Source organism: Pseudomonas sp. PS02288 (assembly GCF_029959715.1).
Lineage (GTDB): Bacteria > Pseudomonadota > Gammaproteobacteria > Pseudomonadales > Pseudomonadaceae > Pseudomonas_O > Pseudomonas_O kuykendallii.
Window position 1 is genome coordinate 1 of sequence record NZ_JASCPA010000008.1, and the last position, 17,142, is coordinate 17,142.

Here is a 17,142-nt window from a genome sequence, read left to right on the forward strand (position 1 = left end):
GGGGTATGGCGGGGGTTGCGGCGAACCCTATTCTGCGCCGCACGCCCGAAGGAGAGTTCGCCATGTCCAGCATCAGCAAGGCCGCCGCTCTGCGCATCGCCCTGGCGTCGCGCGCGCTCGGCCTGGAAAACCCGGCCTCGTTCATCGCCGCACTGGGCGGCAAGCTCGGCCTGCCGATCGACGAGAACAAGCTCGCCGGACTCACCGTCGAGGATCTGCGCGCGCTGCTGATCGGCGACGAGGAACTGGAAATCGCCACCGACATCGCCGCGCCCACGCTCAAGCAGGCGGTGCGCTACCTGTGGGGCGAACAGGACGGCGACGAAGCGCTGCCGGCCGCCAGCGCCGTCGAACTGCCCGGTGGCGCGCACCTGCGGGTCGCCGTGGCTTCCAACAGCCAGGAAATGCTCGACGGCCACTTCGGTTCCTGCCCGCGTTTCCTCATCTACGACGTCAGCACCGAGCAGGCGCTGTTGCGCGAACTGCGCAGCACCGCGGCAGCCGATGCCAGCGACGACCGCAACACCGCGCGCGCCGAACTGATCGGCGACTGCCAGTTGCTCTACGTGCAATCCATCGGCGGTCCGGCGGCGGCCAAGGTGATTCGCGCGGGCGTGCATCCGCTGAAATTCCCCAAGGCGGCACCGGCGCAGGAAGCCCTCGCCAAGCTGCAGGCCGTGCTGCCGGCGCCACCGCCGTGGCTGGCCAAGGTGATGGGTGTGGAAAGCCGCTCGCTGGCGCGTTTCGCCGTCGACCTGGAAAGCTGAGGAGTCCGCATGCTCGAAGAAGCCCTGCTCGATGATCTCGCCGCCCAGGCCGCGCAAGCGCCGCTCGACGATGCGCGCCTAGCCGAACTGCGCCTGGCTTTTCCCGGCCTTTCGCTGACCCTGTGCAGCGATAACGACGTGCCGCTGAAGCTGCAGCCAGTACGCGGCGGCGACGGGTTCAGCCTGTACCTGGTCGATGCCCGCGAGCACTGCGCGAGCCTGACCAACGATGCGCAGAACGCCAGCGGCGTGGTGCTGGCACTGCACGACGACGACTGATCCGCACCCAGGAGTGCTGCCCATGTTCGGCTATCTGAACCCCACCCCCGCGCCTGCCCGGACCCGCCGCGATCCCTTGCTGCTGCTTGCCGGCATCGCCCGCCACGGCTCGCTGCAGGGTGCCGCCGCGGAGCAGGGCATCGAGCTGGAGCGCGCCGGGGTGATGGTCGAATGGCTGAACAACCTCTCGCCCCTGCCGCTGGTGCACTGCAATGCCGACGGAAGTGCGCGGCTCAGCGAGCACGGCCACCAGGCGCTCGCGCTGCTCGGCGATCGCAGCCACGACTTCAACGCCTTCCTGCACACCCTGGACAGCCTGAAGGTGCGCTTCGAGGGCTTCCAGCACAGCTACCGCCTGAAAAGGAGATGGGACATGCGCACCAGCGCGAGAAACCAGTTCCTCGGCCGTATCGACGAGATCCGTACCGGGCCGATCAACAGCGAAGTGCACCTCGACATCGGCGCCGAACAGCCGCTGGTGGCCACCGTCACCCAGGAAAGCATCGCCCGCCTGGGCCTGGAAATCGGCGGCGAAGCGATCGCCCTGATCAAGGCCTCGTGGGTCATCCTGAGCAGCAACGACAGCCTGCGCTGCAGCGCGCGCAACCAGTTCCGCGGGCTGGTGCAGAGCGTGCGCGAAGGGCCTATCAACACCGAGGTCGGCCTGGCGCTGGCCAGCGGGCGAACGCTCACCGCGGTGATCACCCACGAGAGCGCCGACGACATGGAGCTCAACCGCGGACAGATGCTCACCGCGCTGATCAAGGCCTCGCATGTCATCCTCGCCGTCGATGACTGAGCGGGCGGCGCAGCACATGGTCCGACCGCCACCTCCCGCCGCCGGCCCCGCGCTCGAGGCGGTGCCCGCGCTGGCGCGCTGCGAAAACTGCCCGCACCGCGCCGAACGCTTCGCCGTGGGCCGCTGCACGCCGCAGAACGCCTGCATCCAGGTGCGCAACGGTCGCCTCAACGACGCCTTCCTCAGCCGCAACCCGGAATGCGCCGAAGGCTGTCTGCACGACCTGTTCTGGGAGCGCCGCGCCATCGCCGTGCGTTATGCGCCGCTGGAGTCGATCTCCTCGCTGATCAACGACCCCGACGAAGTGGTGCGCCGCGCCGTCGCCAGCCGCCTGCCGGTCGCCGAACTGCCGGCGCTGCTCGGCGACCCCGACCGCGAGGTGCGCGTGACCCTGGCCAGCCGCCTGCCGGCCGAACACCTGAGCGCGCTGATCGAGGACAGCGACTACCTGGTACGCCTGCTGGTCGCCCAGCGCCTGCCGCTGGGCGAACTGCGCCGGCTGGCCCATGACAGCGACAGCGAGGTGCGCAAGGCGGTGGCACGGCGGCTGCCGGCGTTCGCCCTGCGTCTGCTGCGCGACGACCCAGAGCCGCAGGTGCGCACCATCGTCGCCAGCCGTGGCCTGCTGGAAACCCGTGTGGGCCTGCTCAACGACCCGGACTGGCTGGTGCGCCTGCGCGCCGCCGTGCGCGTACCCCTGGAATACCTGGCGCCTCTCGCCGACGACCCCGAAGAAGATATCCGCAACCTGGTGGCCCGGCGTCTCGCTGGCGACCCACTGGACAACGATCTGGATGAGGACGATCCATGCAGCAGCTCCTGAGCCCCAGTTGGCCGACCACCGCCGCCCTGGCCGAACGCATCGCGGAAACCCGGCCACGCCCGCACCATGCCGCGCTTCTGGCGACACTGGCGAAGCTGCTGCCGGACCTGGATTTCCAGTACCGCCGCAGTGTCGGCGGCTGGTACCGCAGCGGCGCGGTGCGTAGCCCCGGCGGCAGCCTGCTCAACGCCTCGCTGGAGGACTGGCTGGAGCTGCGCTACCAGCAGCACGACGAGGATTTCGCCGCGGTGCTGCGCGAACTGGTCGAGACGCAGCCGGTGGTGACCCGGCTGAACGGCTGCATCCACTACTTCGTCGCCCAGTACGCGCCGGGCGCCTCGTCGTTCTGGCAGGTCGAGGTCGAGGAGCTGCAGGAAGTCTTCGAGCGCCGCCTGTTGCCCAACGACCCGAACCCCAACGACCTGCAGGAACTGCTCGAACCGCTGCAGCCGGCCTCGATCACCCCGCAACCGGTCGCGGCGCCGCGCTATCGGCTGTCGCGTCTGGTGGATGTCCGCGTGCTACTCGACAGCCAGGCCAACGACGACCCGGTCCAGCGCTTCATCCGCGAATGGCAGATCGGCAGCGCCGCCGACCAACCGCTGTGCAAGCACTGGCTGGTGCAGCAACAGGAAAGCCTCGATGTGTTCCACCAGCGGCAGACCCGCCTGCGCATGCTGGCGGTGCGCGAGCGTCCGCTGCAGAGCTTTCCCTGGAGCCTGCGCGAGCGCGGCCTGGCGCTGGCCAGGCAGCTGCAGGCCTTCGAGCGCCTGGCCGGCTACCGCGGTGCCTGGTACTTCCACCTGATCGCCGGCGCCAGCGTACCGGCCGAGCTGGCCCAGCACCTGCTGGACGACGAGCAGGCCGGCTTCCACTACCTGCCCGATCGCGAAGCCGCGCTGCTCAGACGCTGGGTGGAATCACCCTACAACTGCTGATCCCCAGCGCCTGCCCGGCTCCGGGCAGGCGTTCCCCCGCGTGTCGCCTCTCTGACGATGGCTTGTCGGCAATCCCCCGCGGAGCGGCCCGATTGTCGGCTTCGCCACAAAGCCTCACATACAAAATCCTTTAAAAACAATCAGATAGTTATGGCATGCCGCTTGCGAGGCTCATCGCATCCAGCCGCAGGTGACCGCCATGCACGCCAAAGACATCGCCCAGTTGCTCGACGAACCCGCTTGCAGCCACAACCACAAGGAAAAATCCGCGTGCGCCAAGCCCAAGCCGGGTGCCACCGACGGCGGCTGCGCCTTCGATGGCGCGCAGATCGCCCTGCTGCCGATCGCCGATGTGGCGCACATCGTCCACGGTCCGATCGCCTGCGCCGGCAGCTCCTGGGATAACCGCGGCACGCGCTCCTCCGGGCCGACGCTGTACCGCATTGGCATGACCACCGACCTCACCGAGCAGGACGTGATCATGGGCCGAGGCGAAAAACGCCTGCTCCACGCGATCCGCCAGGCCGTGGAAGAGTTCTCGCCCGCCGCGGTGTTCGTCTACAACACCTGCGTCACCGCGCTGATCGGCGACGACGTCGACGCCGTGTGCAAGGCCGCCGCCGGGCATTTCAGCGTGCCTGTGGTACCGGTGGACGCGGCCGGTTTCTACGGCACCAAGAACATGGGCAACCGCCTGGCCGGCGAGGCGATGTTCAAGTACGTGATCGGCACCGGCGAACCCCTGCCGTTGCCGACCAGCGCCGCGCGCCCCGGCATCCGCGTGCACGACATCAACCTGATCGGCGAATACAACATCGCCGGCGAGTTCTGGCATGTGCTGCCCCTGCTCGACGAACTCGGCCTGCGGGTGATCTGCACACTGTCCGGCGACGCGCGTTTCCACGAAGTGCAGGCCATGCACCGCGCCGAGCTGAGCATGGTGGTGTGCGCCAAGGCGCTGCTGAACGTGGCGCGCAAACTGGAAAGCAGCTTCGGCGTGCCCTGGTTCGAGGGCAGCTTCTACGGCGTCAACGATACCTCCGAAGCGCTGCGCACCATCGCCCGCATGCTCGGCGACGAGGACCTCGCGGCCCGCGTCGAAACCCTCATCGCCCGCGAGGAGGCGCGCATCGACCTGGCCCTGGCGGCGTGGCGCGCGCGCCTGGATGGCAAACGCGTGCTGCTCTACACCGGCGGGGTGAAATCCTGGTCGGTGGTCTCCGCACTGCAGGACCTGGGCATGACCGTGGTGGCCACCGGCACCAAGAAATCCACCGAGGAAGACAAGCAGCGCATCCGCGAACTGATGGGCGAGGAGGCGCGCATGCTCGACGAGGGCAGCCCGCAGGCGCTGCTCGACTGCATGCGCGACTACCGCGCCGATCTGCTGATCGCCGGCGGTCGCAACATGTACACCGCGCTGAAGGCGCGCCTGCCGTTCCTCGATATCAACCAGGAGCGCGAGTTCGGCTATGCCGGCTACGAGGGCATGCTGGAACTCGCCCGGCAGATCGCGCTGACCCTCGAATCGCCGGTCTGGCAGGCCGTGCGCGAACGCGCGCCCTGGGACCAGCCGGCCACCTTGCACGCGGCGGAGGCCTGAGCCATGGCGCAGATCATCCGTCGCGACAAAGCCCTGGCGGTCAATCCGCTGAAGGTCAGCCAACCGGTCGGCGCTTCGCTGGCGTTCCTCGGCATCCGCAACGCCATCCCGATGATGCACGGCTCGCAGGGCTGCACGGCGTTCGCCAAGGTCTTCCTGGTGCGGCATTTCCGCGAGCCGATCCCGTTGCAGACCAGCGCCATGGACCACGGCAGCGCGGTGATGGGCGCCGACGACAACGTCCTCGAAGGACTCGCCGGGATCATCGGTAAGCGCAAGCCGGCGCTGGTCGGTCTGCCCACCACCGGGCTCTCGGAAACCCAGGGCACCGATATCCACCGGCTGGTCCGCGAGTTCCGCGCGCAGCACCCTGAGCTGGCGGCGACCCCGGTGATCGCGGTGAACACGCCGGACTACAGCGGCTGCCTGGAAAGCGGCTATGCGCTGGCGGTGGAAGCGATGCTCGCTGCGCTGGTGGTCGAGGACCGCGGCCGGGCCGGGCGCCGCCCGCGCCAGGTTAACGTGCTCGCCGGCAGCCTGCTGACCGCCGCGGACATCGAGCAGCTCAAGGAACTGATCGAAGCCTTCGGCCTGAGCCCGGTGGTGCTGCCGGACCTCGCCGATGCGCTGGACGGCCACCTGACCGACGCGCAGTTCACCCCGTTCAGCGTCGGCGGTACGCCGGTGGAGGCCTTCGCCACGCTGGGTGAAGCGGCGCTGACACTGGTCATCGGCCGCTCGCTGGGCAAGGCCGCGGACATTCTCGCCGCGCGCACCGGCGTACCCGACCGGCGCTTCGACAGCCTGATGGGCCTGCAGCGCGTCGATGCGCTGGTCGACTGCCTGCGCCAGCTCAGCGGCCAGCCGGTGCCGGCAAGCCTCGAGCGCCAGCGCGCGCAGTTGCAGGACTGCATGGTCGACACCCACTTCATGCTCGGCTATGCGCGCTACGCCATCGCCGCCGATCCGGACCTGCTGTTCGCCCTCGCCGACCTGGTCGCCTCCATGGGCGGCGAAACCGTCGCCGCGGTGGCACCGGCGCAGGCGCCGATCCTCGCCGAACTGGCCTGCGCGCAGGTGAAGATCGGCGACCTGCAGGATCTGGAGAAACTCGCCGCCGAAGGCCACGCGCAGCTGCTGCTGGCCAACTCCCACGCCGCACAGAGCGCCGAACGCCTGGACATCCCGCTGCAACGCGCCGGCTGGCCGTTGTACGACCGCATCGGCGGGCAGATGCAGCTGTGGATCGGCTACCGCGGCACCCGGCAGACGCTGTGCAACCTGGCCAACCTGATGCTTGGCGAAATCCACAAGCACGAGGTCCAGCCCTATCGCTCGATCTACGCGGTGCGCCCGGCCGACGACAGTCCGGCGCACGCACCGCAGGTGCCGCAGCCATGCGCCACCTGAAACTGGTAACGCTTCGAGGAGGAAACCGCATGTCCTTGCGCATCGCGTTCGCCAGCTCCGACCGGCAGCTGGTCGATCAGCACTTCGGCGCCGCCGAGGCATTCGCCATCTACGCCTTCGAGCCCCCCGTCACGCGCCTGGTGGAAGTCGCCGAGTTCAGCGAGACGGACGTATTGATGGACGGCCACGAAGGCAAGCTGGCAAGCAAGATCGAGCTGCTCGGCGGCTGCGCGGCGGTGTACTGCGTGGCGGTCGGCGGCTCGGCGATCAAGCAGTTGCTGGCCGCCGGCATCCAGCCGATGAAGGTCGAGGAGGGCAGCGCCATCGACGACTGCCTGCGCGAGCTGATCGACGCCACCCAGACCGATGCCGCGCCCGTGTGGCTGCGCAAGGCACTGCACGGCGAGCGTGACGAGAAGCGCTTCGACGCCTTGCTCAACGAGGCCTGGCAGGAATGATCGAGACCCGCGCCCGCGTCGTCCGTGACGTCCATGGCCAATTGCGCATGCATGGCGAAACGCCCGCCGCCTGTGGCGCCTGCCAGGTACGCGGCAGCTGCGCCGGCAACGATGACGCACTGGACATTGCCCCGGACGACGGGCTCTGCGACGGGCAGAGCGTGATCCTTTCGGTCCGCGAGGCCGACCTGCTGCGTGCCAGTTTCTATGCCTACGGGGTGCCCAGCCTGAGCGTGGTGGTCGGCGCGATGGTCGGCTCGCTATACGGCGATTTCGCCGCCATCGGCGGCGCGCTGCTCGGCCTATGCGCGGGCCTCGGCCTGACGCACCTGCTCGGCAGCCGCCAACCCCTGCTGGTCAGCCAGCACCTCGACGATTCCCCCCCAGACAGCGGAGAACACCCATGAGCCAGGCAGTCGCCGAACTTCAGCAGGACGAGATCTTCAAGCGCGAGATGGTCAAGCAGATGCGCGCCATCGACAGCTACGGCACCTACGACAGCTGGTCCGACGCGCGCGTGCTCGAGCCCTTCGTGGTGACCAAGGCCCAGCGTCGCGAGATGCCGGTGATCGGCGACCCGGACGAGATCGTGGTGGCGCGGATCAAGGCCTTCTACAACGCCATCGCCACCCTCATCGAACGCCAGTGCAAGCTGATGGCGGTGCCGCTGATCAACCTCAGCCACGAAGGCTTCGGCCGCGTGCTGATCACCGTCGGCAAGCTGGTGGTGTTCGAACGCACCCTGCGCGACGTGCACCGCTTCGGCTTCGAGACCTTGGAAGCGATGGAGGCCGAAGCCACCAAGCACATCGACGGGGCACTGGCGATGATCGAGCGCTTCCCCGACGTCGCCGGCCTGTAAGGAGAGCCACCACATGGAACCGACCGATAGCCAGGCGCTGGACAAAGAAGTGCGCAAGCTCAAGCGCATCGCCAGCGAATGGGCCGGGCAGCTGCACGATCTGGTCGAGGATCGCCTGCCCGCCGCCTACGAGGAGATACCCCGCATCGCGCAATCCACCTATGACGCCTGCAAGGCGTGGGCGGATGCCAGTGCACGTTTGCAACAACTTGCCGAGGAGGCATCCCGATGAACATTACCGGCCTAACCCGAGGCGGCCAGAGCTGGACGCCGGCCTTCGTCGTCAGCGTCGACCAGAGCACCTGCATCGGCTGCGGACGCTGCTTCAAGGTCTGCCCGCGCGACGTGTTCGAGCTGATCGAACTGGACGACGAAGACCTCGACGACGTGCGCAGCGTGATGAGCCTGGGCAACGAACTGGATTGCATCGGCTGCGGCTCCTGCAGCCGCGTCTGCCCGAAGAACTGCCATAGCCACGAAGCCATGCCCAGCGCCGGCTGACCTGGCTCCCGCCACATCAAGGAGTACCGCCATGCGTGGACCTCAAGGACAGGCCTGCCGTTTGCCGAGCAATCTGCGCAGTACCCTCACCCTGCTCATCCAGCGCCTGCGCCAGAGCGCGCAGGGCTTTCGCCAGGATGCGCTGCCGGCGCACGTCGACCCGGATTACCTGGCCTTCGTGCGCGTCACCGACCCGGTGAACGGCCGCTCGGGTTATCAGGGCTACTGGCGCGACAAGGCCGAACGGCTGCAGCTGGAGGTGTTGTTCAACAGTGATGGCAGCTACTACGCCGAACTCGACCTCGACGTGCAGCACCCGCAGGACCCACGCTGGTTCGTCGAATCGCTCACCGCCTGGGGCCGCGACGGCCAGGTGAAGATCGACCCACGGCTGTGGCCGACGCTGTAGGCGCCGAACGCAGGATGGGCCGGACGGCGATCCGCCTCGAAAACCCGGCGGGCTGAGGCCATCCTGCGCGGCGGGAAAACCCGTAGGATGGGTCGAGCGCAGCGATACCCCTCAAGCGTCCCTGATGGGTATCGTCGCTACGCTCCTCGACCCATCCTACTGACTGCAGCGGATCGCCGGCCGGTCAACAAAAAACGCCCTCCACAGCTGCGACCATCCGCTGCATTTCCCCTCTGTAGCAAATCCAACAAAGCAGTGTCGGCGTCCCCTTCCAAACAGCCTCGGCGCCTTTTCTCCGCAAGTCCCTCTGTTTAAAAACAACCACTTAGGCTTGAAAACCGGTTTGGCACAGGCCGTGCTCTGTCCCTCCTGTCATCTCACGAAGATTCTGGAGGTCAACCGTGATCAACCTCACAGCCCAAGCCGAGCAAGCCATCCACCGATTCATTCAGGGTGCCGAAGGGCAGGTCGCCGGTCTGCGCGTCGCGGTGGCCGGCGGTGGCTGCTCCGGCCTGCAGTACGCCCTGCGCCTGGAGTCGAGCCAGGAAGAAGACGACCTGGTGCTGACCATCGGCAGCGTCACCCTGCTGGTCGATCCCCTCAGCGCCCCATCACTGGACGGCTGCAACATCGACTTCGTCCACAGCCTGGCCGGCAGCGGCTTCCAGTTCAGCAACCCCAATGCCAAGACCCAGTGCGGTTGCGGCAAGTCATTCGCCGCCTGAGAGGACAACCTTCATGTGGGATTACTCGGATAAGGTCAAAGAGCACTTCTTCAGCCCGCGCAATGCCGGCGCGCTGGAAGGCGCGAACGGTGTCGGCGACGTCGGCTCGATTTCCTGCGGCGACGCCTTGCGCCTGATGCTCAAGGTCGATCCGGAAAGCGAAGTGATCCAGGACGCCAGCTTCCAGACGTTCGGCTGCGGTTCGGCCATCGCCTCCTCCTCCGCGCTCACCGAAATCATCAAGGGCAAGACCCTCGACGAAGCGCTGAAGGTCAGCAACCAGGACATCGCCGACTACCTCGACGGCCTGCCGCCGGAAAAGATGCACTGCTCGGTGATGGGCCGCGAAGCCCTGCAGGCTGCGGTGGCCAACTACCGCGGTGAAGTCTGGAGCGACGACCACGAGGAAGGCGCGCTGGTGTGCAAATGCTTCGCGGTGGACGCGGTGCTGATAGAGGACACCATCCGCGCCAACAAGCTGACCACCGTCGAGGAAGTCACCAACTACACCAAGGCCGGCGGCAGCTGCGCCGCCTGCCACGAAGGGATCGAGGAGATCCTGGTCAAGGTGCTCGCCGAGACCGGCGTGGCCTTCGACCCGACCGCCACCCCGGCACCGGTGGAAGTCGCGCCGGCGCAGATGAACACCCTGCAGCGTATCCGCCGCATCGAACAGGTGATCCAGGCCGTGCGCCCGCAACTGCAGCGCGACCATGGCGACATCGAACTGGTCGACGTGGATGGCAAGACCGTCTACGTGAACATGATCGGCGCCTGCTCCGGCTGCCAGATGGAATCGCTGACCCTCAACGGTATCCAGCAGAAGCTGATGGAAGAGCTGGGGGAGTTCATTCGCGTGGTACCGACCCGCGCCGGTTCGCTGACCCGCGCCATGGGGAACTAGACGATGGAAACCATCTATCTCGACAACAACGCCACCACCCGCGTCGATCCGCTGGTGGTCGACGCCATGCTGCCGTACTTCACCGAGCAGTTCGGCAACCCCTCGTCGCTGCACAGCTTCGGCAACCGCGTAGGCCTGGCGCTGAAGAAGGCACGCATGCAGGTGCAGGCGCTGCTCGGCGCTGCGCATGACACCGAGGTCATCTTCACCTCCTGCGGTACCGAGAGCGACTCCACCGCGATCCTGTCGGCGCTGCGTGCACAGCCGGAGCGCCGCGAGATCATCACCACCGTGGTCGAGCACCCGGCGATCCTCGCGCTCTGCGAGCATCTGGAGAAAGAGGGCTACGTGATCCACCGCCTGAAGGTCGACGGCAAGGGCCGCCTGGACCTCGACGAATACCGCGGACTGCTCAGCGAGCGTGTCGCCATCGTCAGCGTGATGTGGGCGAACAACGAGACCGGCACCTACTTTCCGGTGAAGGAAATGGCCGAGCTGGCGCACGCCGCCGGGGTGATGTTCCACACCGACGCCGTGCAGGCGGTGGGCAAGATTCCGCTGGAGCTGGCCGACAGCAAGATCGACATGCTCTCCGCGTCCGGCCACAAGCTGCACGCGCCCAAGGGCATCGGCGTGCTCTACCTGCGCCGCGGCAGCCGTTTCCGTCCGCTGCTGCGCGGTGGACATCAGGAACGCGGCCGGCGCGCCGGCACCGAGAACAGCGCGGCCATCGTCGCCCTCGGCCAGGCGGCGGAGATGGCGCTGACATCGATGGAGCATGAGAACACCGAAGTGCGCCGCCTGCGCGACAAGCTCGAAGCCGGCGTACTGGCGCAGGTCAGCCACGCCTTCGTCACCGGTGACCCGGACAACCGCCTGCCGAACACCGCCAACATCGCCTTCGAATACATCGAGGGCGAGGCGATCCTGCTGTTGCTGAACAAGTTCGGCATCGCCGCTTCCAGCGGTTCGGCCTGCACCTCGGGCTCGCTGGAACCGTCCCACGTGATGCGCGCGATGGGCATTCCCTACACCGCGGCCCACGGCACCGTGCGCTTCTCGCTGTCGCGCTACACCACCGAAGCGGAAATCGACCGCGTCATCGAGGTGGTGCCGCAGGTGGTCGCGCAGTTGCGCAAGCTGTCGCCTTACTGGAACGACCTCGGGCCGGTGGCCGACCCGCAACAGGCCTTCGCACCGGTCTACGCCTGAGGGATACGCGATGAAAGGCGAGTCTGCGGCAGTCATCATCGACGACACCACGCTGCGCGACGGCGAGCAGTCCGCCGGCGTGGCCTTCAGCCTGGAAGAGAAGCTGGCGATCGCCCGCGGGCTCGACCGGCTCGGCGTACCGGAACTGGAAATCGGCATTCCGGCAATGGGCGAGGAGGAGTGCGAGAGCATTCGCGCGGTGGCCGGGCTCGGCCTGCAGGCCGATCTGCTGGTGTGGTGCCGGATGCATGCCGGCGACCTGATCGCCAGCCGCAACCTGCCGGTGCAGATGGTCGACCTGTCGATCCCGGTGTCCGACCTGCACATCCACAAGAAACTCGGCCGCGACCGTGCCTGGGTGCTGCGCCAGATCGAGTACCTAGTTCCGCTGGCGCTGGATTCCGGCTGGCGCGTACTGGTTGGCTGCGAGGACGCCTCGCGGGCCGACCCGGACTTCCTCGCCGAGGTCGCCGAAGCTGCGCAACGTGCCGGCGCCCAGCGCCTGCGCTTCGCCGACACCCTCGGCATCCTCGAGCCTTTCGGCGTCTACCAGCGTATCGCCCAGCTGCGCAGCGTCTGCGACCTCGAACTGGAGATGCACGCCCACGACGACCTCGGCCTGGCCACGGCGAACAGCCTGGCGGCGGTGAAAGCCGGCGCCGGCCACGTCAACACCACGGTCAACGGCCTCGGCGAACGCGCCGGCAACGCCGCGCTGGAAGAAGTCGCCGTGGGCTTGATGACGCTCTACGGCCTCGATTGCGGCCTCGACCTGACGGCCTTCCCGGCACTTTCGCAGCAGGTTGCCCAGGCCGCCGGCCGGCCAGTCGGCTGGCAGAAGAGCCTGGTGGGCGAGGGCGTGTTCACCCACGAGGCCGGCATCCATGTCGACGGCCTGCTCAAGGACCCGCTGATCTATCAGGGCCTCGATCCCGCGCTGATCGGCCGCGAACACCGCCTGGTGCTCGGCAAGCATTCCGGCAGCCGCTCGGTCCAGGCCAGCTTCGCCCGCATCGGCATCGAACTGTCGCTGAACGACGCCGGCCTGTTGCTGCCGGCGATCCGCGCGCTTGCGGTGCGCTGCAAGCGCGCGCCCCGCGACGAGGAATTGCTCGCCCTGCATGCGCTGTGCAATCCGCCCGCGCTTTCGCCCTCGCAAGGAGATGCCCATGTCCGCACCAACTGATGCCGCACCGTCACTCTGGCAGTTGATGCGCGACGACATCGCCTGCGTCTTCCAGCGCGATCCGGCGGCGCGTTCGCGCTGGGAGGTGCTGACCACCTATCCCGGCGTGCACGCGGTGCTGCTGTACCGCCTCGCGCATCGTCTGTGGCGACTGGAGCTGGCCTACCCGGCGCGACTGCTGAGCTTCGTCGCGCGGCTGTGGAGCAACGTCGACATACACCCCGGCGCACGCATCGGGCTGCGCTTCTTCATCGATCACGGCGCCGGCGTGGTGATCGGCGAAACGGCCGAAATCGGTGACGACGTGACCCTCTACCATGGCGTCACCCTGGGCGGCACCACCTGGAACAAGGGCAAGCGCCACCCGACCCTCGGCAATGGCGTGGTGGTTGGCGCCGGCGCGAAGGTGCTCGGGCCGATCACCCTCGGCGACCGGGTGCGCGTCGGCGCCAACTCGGTGGTGGTGCACAGCGTCGGCGCGGACCGCACCGTGGTCGGAATCCCCGGCAAGGAAGTGGTGTCGCTGAAAACCGTGGTGAATGGCGAGGAGGGCATCAACCTCGATCACCACCTGATTCCCGACCCGGTGGGCAAGCTCATCGCCTCGCTGATCCAGCGCCTGGAGCGTCTCGAGGGCGCGCCCGAGTTGCCGGCCATCGTCGCAGCGGAAGAGCCGGCGGCGGTCGTACAGAACGATCTGCACACCTTCACCGGCGATACGCTGGCACCGCTTTCCGGCGCGGTCGGCAGGCTGCTGGAGAAGGCCGCGATTCTCTACCCGCAGATGGAAGCCGAAAACCTGCTGCTGGAAGCCTGGGCGCTGGCCTCCGATCATCCCCAGGTACTCGGCGCGCTGTATCGCTTCTACTTCTATCGCCATCGCCTCGACGACGCACTGGGCGTTGCCGAGCACACCCTGCGCACCAGTGCCGCCCAGGCCCGCCTGAACGCCGACTGGGAGAGCCTTCAGCCTGCGGATTTCGCCGGCCCGCAGAGCGACATGCATCACCTCTACCTGCTCGCGCTGAAGGCCTGCGCCTACCTCGAATTACGCCTCGGACGCTGCGCGTCGGCCAAGCAGCGGCTGGAGGCACTTTGCAGGCTCGACCCCAACAACAGCCTGGGCGGCGCCTATCTGCTGAGTCTCGCCGATCTTTCCGATTTCGACTGCACGTCAAACGCCGCCTGATGGGAGCACCGCTATGAGCTACCTGGAAAACTCGCTACGTGAACTCGAAGGCGCCGAGGAATTCCTCGAGTTCTTCGCCATCCCCTTCGACAGCCGCATCGTTCAGGTCTACCGCCTGCACATCCTGCAGCGCTTCCACGACTACCTGAGCCGCCTCACGCTGCCGGAGGAGGAAGCCGAACGCCACGCCCTCTACCGCGAACAGCTGAGCAAGGCCTACGCCGACTTCATCAACTCCTCGGCCCAGGCCGAACGGGCGCTCAAAGTGTTCAAGGAGGCCACACCCGGCTTCGTCGCCCTCGGCGAAATCACCCGGGGCTGAACGCCATGCAACCCTCTTACGAATACGGCGACCGCGTGCGGCTGATCCGCAACGTACGCAACGACGGCACCTATCCCGGCATTCCTACCGGCACGCTGCTGATGCGCCGCGGCGAAGTCGGCCACGTGCTCAATGTCGGCACCTTTCTCCAGGACCAGTTGATCTACACCGTGCATTTCCTCGGCACGGACAGACGGATCGGCTGCCGCGAGGAAGAACTGGTCGACGTCGATCTGCCGTGGATGCCGAGCCGCTACGAGACCCGCGAGAAGGTCAGCGCGGCGATCCCGCTTTCGGTGAATGGCGAGGTCCGGGTGCCGCAGGGCAGCGTGGGTGAAGTGTTCAAGGTTGTCCGCGAATTCGAGCGCGGCCAGCCGTTCTATCACGTGCAGTTCCCCGGACGCCTGTTGATGGTGCCGGAGTCGGCACTGAATGACGCAAGCGGGGAGGAGGCTGGCCGATGACCGCGATCGATCAGGAAAACCTGGCGTACATGACTCTCAAGAGCGTACAGGCGCGCTTCGATTGCGAACCGGCGCAGCTCACCGAGAGCCAGAAGCATGAGGCTCAGCAGCATGCGCAGCGTCAGTACCGCATAGAAACGGCGGTGCTGGCCTCGCCCATGGCCCAGGACGTCCACGTGCCCGCCTCGACGGTGGAGGACGCCTTCGCGCGGATTCGCCAGCGCTATGAGGCGGAGGCCGACTTCCTCGAGGGACTGGAGCGCGCCGGGCTCGGCGAGGCGGGGCTGCGCCGGGCACTGCTCTGGGAGTTGCGGGTGGAAGCGGTGATGGATCGCGTGGCACAGAACGCCAAGCAGATCGATCCGGTGGACGAGGAGCTGTTCTACCTCAATCACCTCGATCGCTTCCATCTGCCGGAGCGACGCAAGGTGCGACACATCCTCATCACCATCAATGACCAGTTCGCCGACAACCACCACGATGCCGCCCTGAAGCGCATCCGCCAGATCGCCGAGCAATTGAAGCGTCACCCGCGGCGTTTCTCCCAGCTCGCCCAACGCTATTCGGAATGCCCAACGGCAATGAACGGCGGGCTGCTCGGGGAGATGCCCCGGGGCAAGCTCTACCCGGAACTCGACCAGGTGCTCTTCAACCTCGCCAGAGGCCAGATCAGCGGACCGCTGCGATCTCCGATAGGCTTTCATCTGCTGTCGTGCGACTCGATCACCCAGGCCAAGAGGATGCGCTTCGCCGAGGCTCGCCCGAGCATCCATGAGCTTCTCGATACGCGGGTGCGGCGCGCCACCCAGCGCGACTGGATCAGGTCGCTGTTCGCCTAGTCACACGGGGAATTGCCAGAGTGGGCGCCGCGCGTTGATGTAGAATCGCCACCCCTCTGGCTTTTCCGGACAGCACCGACGTGGCCACCCGCAAACTCATCGTTCTCGACCGCGATGGCGTCATCAACGAAGACTCCGATGCCTTCATCAAGACCCTGGATGAATGGATTCCACTGCCGGGTTCCATCGAGGCGATCGCGCGCCTTTCCCACGCCGGCTGGGAGGTCTGCATAGCCACCAATCAGTCCGGCCTGGCCCGCGGCCTGTTCGACACTGCCACCCTGGACTCGATGCACGACCGCCTGCGCGAGCTGGTGGCCGGGCAGGGCGGGCGGATCGAACTCATCCTGCACTGCCCGCATGGGCCGGACGACGGTTGCGAGTGCCGCAAACCGAAGCCCGGCATGTTCCGCCAGATCGCCGATCACTACGGCTATTCCGACCTCGCCGGTGTACCTGCCGTGGGTGATTCGCTGCGCGATCTGCAGGCGGGCGCGGCGCTCGGCGCGACGCCCTATCTGGTTCGCACCGGCAAGGGCGCGGTCACCTTGGAAAGGCCGCTGCCGCCCGGCACACTGGTCTTCGCCGATCTTTCATCCGTCGCCAGACACCTGCTCAACGAGTGATTCGATGTCGCCATTGCAAACCCTCAGAACCCTCCTGTTCTATGTTCTCCTCGCCAGCAGCGCCTGTATCTGGTGCACCGTCAGCTTCTTCGTAGCGCCTTTCCTGCCGTTTCGCGCGCGTTACCGTTTCGTCGTGCGCAACTGGTGCCGCAGCGCCGTCTGGCTGACCAAGACCATTGTCGGCATCCGCTATGAAATCAAAGGGATAGAGAATATCCCGGAACGCCCCTGCGTGATCCTGGCCAAGCATCAGAGTACCTGGGAGACCTTCTTCCTTTCCGGCTTCTTCGAGCCGCTGTCGCAGGTACTCAAGCGCGAACTCCTGTACGTGCCGTTCTTCGGCTGGGCGATGGCCATGCTCAAACCCATCGCCATCGACCGCAGCAATCCGAAGGCCGCCCTCAAGCAGATGGCCAGCGTCGGCGCCGAACGTATCAGGCAGGGCGCCTGGATTCTGGTGTTTCCCGAGGGCACACGCGTGCCGTTCGGCCAGATCGGCAAGTTCTCCCGCGGCGGCACCGCGCTGGCGGTGAACGCCAACCTGCCGGTTTTGCCCATCGCCCACAACGCCGGCGCCTTCTGGCCGAAGAACGGCTGGGCCAAATACCCGGGCACCATCCAGGTGGTGATTGGTGCGCCGATGCACGCCGAAACCACCGGTCCGCGCGCGATAGCCGAACTCAACGACCGCGCCTTCGCCTGGGTCGAGCGCACCCAGCGTGAAATCGGCGCGCTGGAAGACGGAGCGGTGCCCCTGGATATCGCAGCACTCTGATCGATCGCTAATCGGCGCTCATAAAAAAACCGGTCGAATGACCGGTTTTTT

Annotated in this window: 22 protein-coding genes and 1 pseudogene; all 23 read left to right on the plus strand. The window is 66.9% G+C overall.

Annotated elements, in window-relative coordinates; all coding sequences use genetic code 11:
* Positions 1 to 62 precede the first annotated feature (62 nt).
* The 23 genes and pseudogenes from QMX85_RS05295 (at position 63) to QMX85_RS05405 (ending at position 17,091) form a co-directional block, all read left to right on the plus strand.
* Entirely contained in the window at positions 63 to 767 is a 705-nt protein-coding gene (locus QMX85_RS05295; protein ID WP_282339141.1) for a dinitrogenase iron-molybdenum cofactor biosynthesis protein, read from the plus strand.
* A gap of 9 nt (positions 768 to 776) precedes the next feature.
* On the plus strand, positions 777 to 1,046 hold the full coding sequence (locus tag QMX85_RS05300; protein WP_282339142.1) for a DUF6129 family protein: 270 nt from the start codon (positions 777 to 779) through the stop codon (positions 1,044 to 1,046).
* A 22-nt stretch (positions 1,047 to 1,068) separates the two neighbouring features.
* A complete protein-coding gene (locus tag QMX85_RS05305; RefSeq protein ID WP_282339143.1) occupies positions 1,069 to 1,845 on the plus strand; it encodes a TOBE domain-containing protein in 777 nt (258 codons plus the stop codon).
* A gap of 16 nt (positions 1,846 to 1,861) precedes the next feature.
* Positions 1,862 to 2,668, plus strand: a complete 807-nt coding sequence (locus tag QMX85_RS05310; protein ID WP_282339144.1) for a 4Fe4S-binding leucine-rich repeat protein — start codon at positions 1,862 to 1,864, stop codon at positions 2,666 to 2,668.
* Positions 2,653 to 3,606, plus strand: coding sequence for a hypothetical protein (locus tag QMX85_RS05315; protein ID WP_282339145.1), 954 nt, complete (start codon positions 2,653 to 2,655; stop codon positions 3,604 to 3,606). The genes QMX85_RS05310 and QMX85_RS05315 overlap by 16 nt, the downstream gene beginning before the upstream one ends.
* 199 nt (positions 3,607 to 3,805) lie before the next feature.
* Entirely contained in the window at positions 3,806 to 5,209 is a 1,404-nt protein-coding gene (gene nifE, locus QMX85_RS05320) for a nitrogenase iron-molybdenum cofactor biosynthesis protein NifE (RefSeq protein WP_282339146.1), read from the plus strand.
* Positions 5,210 to 5,212: 3 nt separating this feature from the next.
* Positions 5,213 to 6,619 (plus strand): nitrogenase iron-molybdenum cofactor biosynthesis protein NifN, encoded by a 1,407-nt coding sequence (gene nifN, locus QMX85_RS05325; RefSeq protein WP_282339147.1) that lies wholly within the window; start codon positions 5,213 to 5,215, stop codon positions 6,617 to 6,619.
* A 29-nt stretch (positions 6,620 to 6,648) separates the two neighbouring features.
* Positions 6,649 to 7,077, plus strand: a complete 429-nt coding sequence (locus QMX85_RS05330) for a NifB/NifX family molybdenum-iron cluster-binding protein (RefSeq protein ID WP_282339148.1) — start codon at positions 6,649 to 6,651, stop codon at positions 7,075 to 7,077.
* Entirely contained in the window at positions 7,074 to 7,484 is a 411-nt protein-coding gene (locus QMX85_RS05335; protein WP_282339149.1) for a SoxR reducing system RseC family protein, read from the plus strand. Before QMX85_RS05330 ends, QMX85_RS05335 begins: the two co-directional genes overlap by 4 nt.
* A complete protein-coding gene (locus QMX85_RS05340; protein WP_282339150.1) occupies positions 7,481 to 7,939 on the plus strand; it encodes a NifX-associated nitrogen fixation protein in 459 nt (152 codons plus the stop codon). Before QMX85_RS05335 ends, QMX85_RS05340 begins: the two co-directional genes overlap by 4 nt.
* A 13-nt stretch (positions 7,940 to 7,952) precedes the next feature.
* Positions 7,953 to 8,171, plus strand: coding sequence for a CCE_0567 family metalloprotein (locus tag QMX85_RS05345; RefSeq protein WP_090231415.1), 219 nt, complete (start codon positions 7,953 to 7,955; stop codon positions 8,169 to 8,171).
* Entirely contained in the window at positions 8,168 to 8,440 is a 273-nt protein-coding gene (fdxB, locus tag QMX85_RS05350) for a ferredoxin III, nif-specific (protein WP_282339151.1), read from the plus strand. The genes QMX85_RS05345 and fdxB overlap by 4 nt, the downstream gene beginning before the upstream one ends.
* Before the next feature lie 31 nt (positions 8,441 to 8,471).
* Positions 8,472 to 8,849 carry a hypothetical protein gene (locus tag QMX85_RS05355; RefSeq protein WP_090231417.1) on the plus strand — a complete coding sequence of 126 codons (378 nt, stop codon included), beginning with the start codon at positions 8,472 to 8,474 and terminating at the stop codon, positions 8,847 to 8,849.
* 401 nt (positions 8,850 to 9,250) lie between these two features.
* The gene (locus QMX85_RS05360) at positions 9,251 to 9,574 is read left to right on the plus strand and encodes an iron-sulfur cluster assembly accessory protein (protein WP_282339152.1); all 324 of its coding nucleotides are present in this window, start codon (positions 9,251 to 9,253) and stop codon (positions 9,572 to 9,574) included.
* Between the two features lie 13 nt (positions 9,575 to 9,587).
* Positions 9,588 to 10,478, plus strand: a complete 891-nt coding sequence (gene nifU, locus QMX85_RS05365; RefSeq protein WP_282339153.1) for a Fe-S cluster assembly protein NifU — start codon at positions 9,588 to 9,590, stop codon at positions 10,476 to 10,478.
* A 3-nt stretch (positions 10,479 to 10,481) separates the two neighbouring features.
* Entirely contained in the window at positions 10,482 to 11,690 is a 1,209-nt protein-coding gene (gene nifS / locus QMX85_RS05370) for a cysteine desulfurase NifS (protein ID WP_282339154.1), read from the plus strand.
* A 10-nt stretch (positions 11,691 to 11,700) separates the two neighbouring features.
* The gene (nifV, locus tag QMX85_RS05375) at positions 11,701 to 12,876 is read left to right on the plus strand and encodes a homocitrate synthase (RefSeq protein WP_273233618.1); all 1,176 of its coding nucleotides are present in this window, start codon (positions 11,701 to 11,703) and stop codon (positions 12,874 to 12,876) included.
* Positions 12,860 to 13,510 (plus strand): annotated as a pseudogene (gene cysE, locus QMX85_RS05380) (serine O-acetyltransferase); the annotation flags it as partial. The gene nifV and the pseudogene cysE, both read left to right, overlap by 17 nt.
* A gap of 568 nt (positions 13,511 to 14,078) precedes the next feature.
* Complete coding sequence (locus tag QMX85_RS05385; RefSeq protein ID WP_090231422.1) at positions 14,079 to 14,387, plus strand: nitrogenase-stabilizing/protective protein NifW; 309 nt, start codon at positions 14,079 to 14,081, stop codon at positions 14,385 to 14,387.
* A gap of 5 nt (positions 14,388 to 14,392) precedes the next feature.
* Positions 14,393 to 14,851 (plus strand): nitrogen fixation protein NifZ, encoded by a 459-nt coding sequence (locus tag QMX85_RS05390; protein WP_282339155.1) that lies wholly within the window; start codon positions 14,393 to 14,395, stop codon positions 14,849 to 14,851.
* A complete protein-coding gene (nifM, locus tag QMX85_RS05395) occupies positions 14,848 to 15,690 on the plus strand; it encodes a nitrogen fixation protein NifM (protein ID WP_273233617.1) in 843 nt (280 codons plus the stop codon). The genes QMX85_RS05390 and nifM overlap by 4 nt, the downstream gene beginning before the upstream one ends.
* 80 nt (positions 15,691 to 15,770) lie before the next feature.
* Complete coding sequence (gene gmhB / locus QMX85_RS05400) at positions 15,771 to 16,316, plus strand: D-glycero-beta-D-manno-heptose 1,7-bisphosphate 7-phosphatase (protein WP_282339156.1); 546 nt, start codon at positions 15,771 to 15,773, stop codon at positions 16,314 to 16,316.
* A 4-nt stretch (positions 16,317 to 16,320) separates the two neighbouring features.
* The gene (locus QMX85_RS05405) at positions 16,321 to 17,091 is read left to right on the plus strand and encodes a lysophospholipid acyltransferase family protein (protein ID WP_282339157.1); all 771 of its coding nucleotides are present in this window, start codon (positions 16,321 to 16,323) and stop codon (positions 17,089 to 17,091) included.
* The last annotated feature ends 51 nt before the right edge of the window (positions 17,092 to 17,142 follow it).

Coding starts and splice junctions, on each gene's coding strand:
- QMX85_RS05295 (WP_282339141.1), top strand. CDS start 63: ATGTCCAGCATCAGCAAGGCCGCCGCTCTGCGCATCGCCCTGGCGTCG.
- QMX85_RS05300 (WP_282339142.1), top strand. CDS start 777: ATGCTCGAAGAAGCCCTGCTCGATGATCTCGCCGCCCAGGCCGCGCAA.
- QMX85_RS05305 (WP_282339143.1), top strand. CDS start 1,069: ATGTTCGGCTATCTGAACCCCACCCCCGCGCCTGCCCGGACCCGCCGC.
- QMX85_RS05310 (WP_282339144.1), top strand. CDS start 1,862: ATGGTCCGACCGCCACCTCCCGCCGCCGGCCCCGCGCTCGAGGCGGTG.
- QMX85_RS05315 (WP_282339145.1), top strand. CDS start 2,653: ATGCAGCAGCTCCTGAGCCCCAGTTGGCCGACCACCGCCGCCCTGGCC.
- nifE (WP_282339146.1), top strand. CDS start 3,806: ATGCACGCCAAAGACATCGCCCAGTTGCTCGACGAACCCGCTTGCAGC.
- nifN (WP_282339147.1), top strand. CDS start 5,213: ATGGCGCAGATCATCCGTCGCGACAAAGCCCTGGCGGTCAATCCGCTG.
- QMX85_RS05330 (WP_282339148.1), top strand. CDS start 6,649: ATGTCCTTGCGCATCGCGTTCGCCAGCTCCGACCGGCAGCTGGTCGAT.
- QMX85_RS05335 (WP_282339149.1), top strand. CDS start 7,074: ATGATCGAGACCCGCGCCCGCGTCGTCCGTGACGTCCATGGCCAATTG.
- QMX85_RS05340 (WP_282339150.1), top strand. CDS start 7,481: ATGAGCCAGGCAGTCGCCGAACTTCAGCAGGACGAGATCTTCAAGCGC.
- QMX85_RS05345 (WP_090231415.1), top strand. CDS start 7,953: ATGGAACCGACCGATAGCCAGGCGCTGGACAAAGAAGTGCGCAAGCTC.
- fdxB (WP_282339151.1), top strand. CDS start 8,168: ATGAACATTACCGGCCTAACCCGAGGCGGCCAGAGCTGGACGCCGGCC.
- QMX85_RS05355 (WP_090231417.1), top strand. CDS start 8,472: ATGCGTGGACCTCAAGGACAGGCCTGCCGTTTGCCGAGCAATCTGCGC.
- nifU (WP_282339153.1), top strand. CDS start 9,588: ATGTGGGATTACTCGGATAAGGTCAAAGAGCACTTCTTCAGCCCGCGC.
- nifS (WP_282339154.1), top strand. CDS start 10,482: ATGGAAACCATCTATCTCGACAACAACGCCACCACCCGCGTCGATCCG.
- nifV (WP_273233618.1), top strand. CDS start 11,701: ATGAAAGGCGAGTCTGCGGCAGTCATCATCGACGACACCACGCTGCGC.
- QMX85_RS05385 (WP_090231422.1), top strand. CDS start 14,079: ATGAGCTACCTGGAAAACTCGCTACGTGAACTCGAAGGCGCCGAGGAA.
- QMX85_RS05390 (WP_282339155.1), top strand. CDS start 14,393: ATGCAACCCTCTTACGAATACGGCGACCGCGTGCGGCTGATCCGCAAC.
- nifM (WP_273233617.1), top strand. CDS start 14,848: ATGACCGCGATCGATCAGGAAAACCTGGCGTACATGACTCTCAAGAGC.
- QMX85_RS05405 (WP_282339157.1), top strand. CDS start 16,321: ATGTCGCCATTGCAAACCCTCAGAACCCTCCTGTTCTATGTTCTCCTC.